The organism is Rhizobacter sp. P3_B12 (genome assembly GCF_056402895.1).
Genome location: NZ_JBFUGN010001151.1, coordinates 1 through 1,771 on the forward strand (window position 1 = coordinate 1; position 1,771 = coordinate 1,771).

A 1,771-nucleotide genomic window follows, 5' to 3' on the forward strand; every position below is an offset into this window, starting at 1 on the left:
CGGCGGCTTCGCTTGGAAGCTCTCTCCTGGCGGCGCGAGTTTAGCTCGGAAAGAGAGGGCGTCGCCTGCGCGGCGACCGATCGTCGATCTCTAAGGCGATGCAGAGCCTTTGGTAAGGCAACTTTGCATTACGATGACGACCTACCGAGCGATTTGAGGTACCGCCATGAGCACATTGACCGTCACAACCCGAGGCCAGGTGACGTTTCGGAAAGAGGTTCTGCAGCATCTGGGCATCCAGCCCGGCGAGAAGATCGAGGTGGACTTGCTGCCCGATGGCCGGATCGAATTGAAGGCGGCACGGCCGACGGGATCCATCGAAGGCTTTCTCGGATTGCTCGCAGGCAAGACCCGCAAAGTGGCCACGATCGACGAGATCAATCAGGCCGCAGCCGCTGGCTGGTCCGGCAAGAAATGAGGATCGGCGTCGACACGAACGTTCTGGTGCGGGGCGTCGTTCGCGATGACCTGAAACAGGCGCGTATTGCCGACAAGGTGCTGACCGAAGCATCGCTGATCGCGGTGTCGCTGCCGTGCCTTTGCGAGTTCGTCTGGGTGCTGCGCAAGGTCTATCGCTTCGACGACGCCTCGATCGCCTCGGCCATCCGGGCACTGGTGGCCACAGAGAAGGTGGCGGTGAACCGGCCTGCCGTCGAGGCAGGTCTTGCAGTTCTGGAGGCCGGCGGCGATTTCGCGGACGGCATCATGGCCTACGAGGGCAGTTGGTTGGGTGCGGAAACCTTCGTGTCGTTCGACAAGCAAGCGGTGTCGTTGCTCGCCCGACAAGGGCACACCGTGCAGTTGCTCTGATTCACGCGAGAAGCTTGGCGCCATCCACTTTGGCCGCCTTCTTGTCGAAGGTCCACAGCGGCTCCTCACCGGCCTGCGCGGCCAGGGCAGCAACTGCGACAGGGTGCTGATGAAGTCGGGCTTGGCGACCTGGAAGTTCGATCGCAGCACCCACTCCAACTCCAGCGCGACGGTGACCGGCACGAACAGCGGGCGCCCTTCGCGCGCGCACTCGTCCAGCAACTTCATGACGATGGCGAATTGCGAGTCTTCGTCCTGGATGAGGTAGCGGATCAGGACGTTGGTGTCGATCGCGGCCATCAGCGCCAGGGGTTCATGTCGTCGATGCTGACCCGCTTGCCCTTCGGCGCCTTCAGCATGCCGGCCATGTCGCGCAGCGAACGCGTCTTGGCGCGCACGATGAGACTGCCGTCGGGCATCAGGTGCCACACGAGCCGCGTGCCGGCGACGGCCCCGAGTCGCTCGCGGATCTCGGCCGGAACCGTGGTCTGGCCCTTGGAGGTGATGGTGGATTCCGTCACGGGGACTCCTTACAAGTCTTCGCAGTGTAAGGCTGGCGAGCCGGGCAAGGCAGATGCTGATTTCGCGAGTCTGCCTTCGGTGCTGGGGCACATGAAGGCGGGCGCTGCTGACCGTCACAAGCCGAGGCCGGGTCACGTGGTGCGCGAGTTCGGCGGAACGATTTCACGTGCCGTGGTACTCATCCGCATGGTCAATCACACGTGAACATGAAATCAGCATCAAACAGGCATCTCATCGTGTCCGGCAAGCATTTTCTCGGAAATCATGGTGATGTCAATCATATTGAAAAAAGCAACGTGCCCGCTCAAGGTAAGGGTCGATTTTTCGAGAAGGTGGAGTTCTCGGTGGCACCTCATTTGATGGGTGTCAGTCCTGATCGAATGAAATTCGATTTTTCTTCATGGAGTGCCAATTCTCAGAAAGGCACTTTGGTCATGAT

At 60.8% G+C, this 1,771-nt stretch carries 5 protein-coding genes; 3 read left to right on the plus strand and 2 right to left on the minus strand.

Annotated elements, in window-relative coordinates; genetic code table 11:
- The first annotated feature begins 166 nt into the window (after window positions 1-166).
- A complete protein-coding gene (locus AC1D01_RS33175; protein WP_477873728.1) occupies window positions 167-418 on the plus strand; it encodes an AbrB/MazE/SpoVT family DNA-binding domain-containing protein in 252 nt (83 codons plus the stop codon).
- Window positions 415-810, plus strand: coding sequence for a type II toxin-antitoxin system VapC family toxin (locus tag AC1D01_RS33180; RefSeq protein ID WP_477873729.1), 396 nt, complete (start codon window positions 415-417; stop codon window positions 808-810). The genes AC1D01_RS33175 and AC1D01_RS33180 overlap by 4 nt, the downstream gene beginning before the upstream one ends.
- Window position 811: 1 nt before the next feature.
- Here the strand turns inward: AC1D01_RS33180 and AC1D01_RS33185 are convergent, their stop codons facing one another.
- On the minus strand, window positions 812-964 hold the full coding sequence (locus tag AC1D01_RS33185; RefSeq protein ID WP_477873730.1) for a hypothetical protein: 153 nt from the start codon (window positions 962-964) through the stop codon (window positions 812-814).
- Between the two features lie 145 nt (window positions 965-1,109).
- The gene (locus AC1D01_RS33190) at window positions 1,110-1,331 is read right to left on the minus strand and encodes an AbrB/MazE/SpoVT family DNA-binding domain-containing protein (protein ID WP_169667539.1); all 222 of its coding nucleotides are present in this window, start codon (window positions 1,329-1,331) and stop codon (window positions 1,110-1,112) included.
- 201 nt (window positions 1,332-1,532) lie between these two features.
- Between AC1D01_RS33190 and AC1D01_RS33195 the strand changes: the two genes are divergently transcribed.
- The coding region (locus tag AC1D01_RS33195; protein WP_477873731.1) for a hypothetical protein at window positions 1,533-1,771 on the plus strand (239 nt) is incomplete at its 3' end.

Excerpts from the sequence above, each read along its gene's own strand:
- AC1D01_RS33175 (WP_477873728.1), top strand. The coding sequence starts at position 167 with ATGAGCACATTGACCGTCACAACCCGAGGCCAGGTGACGTTTCGGAAA.
- AC1D01_RS33180 (WP_477873729.1), top strand. The coding sequence starts at position 415 with ATGAGGATCGGCGTCGACACGAACGTTCTGGTGCGGGGCGTCGTTCGC.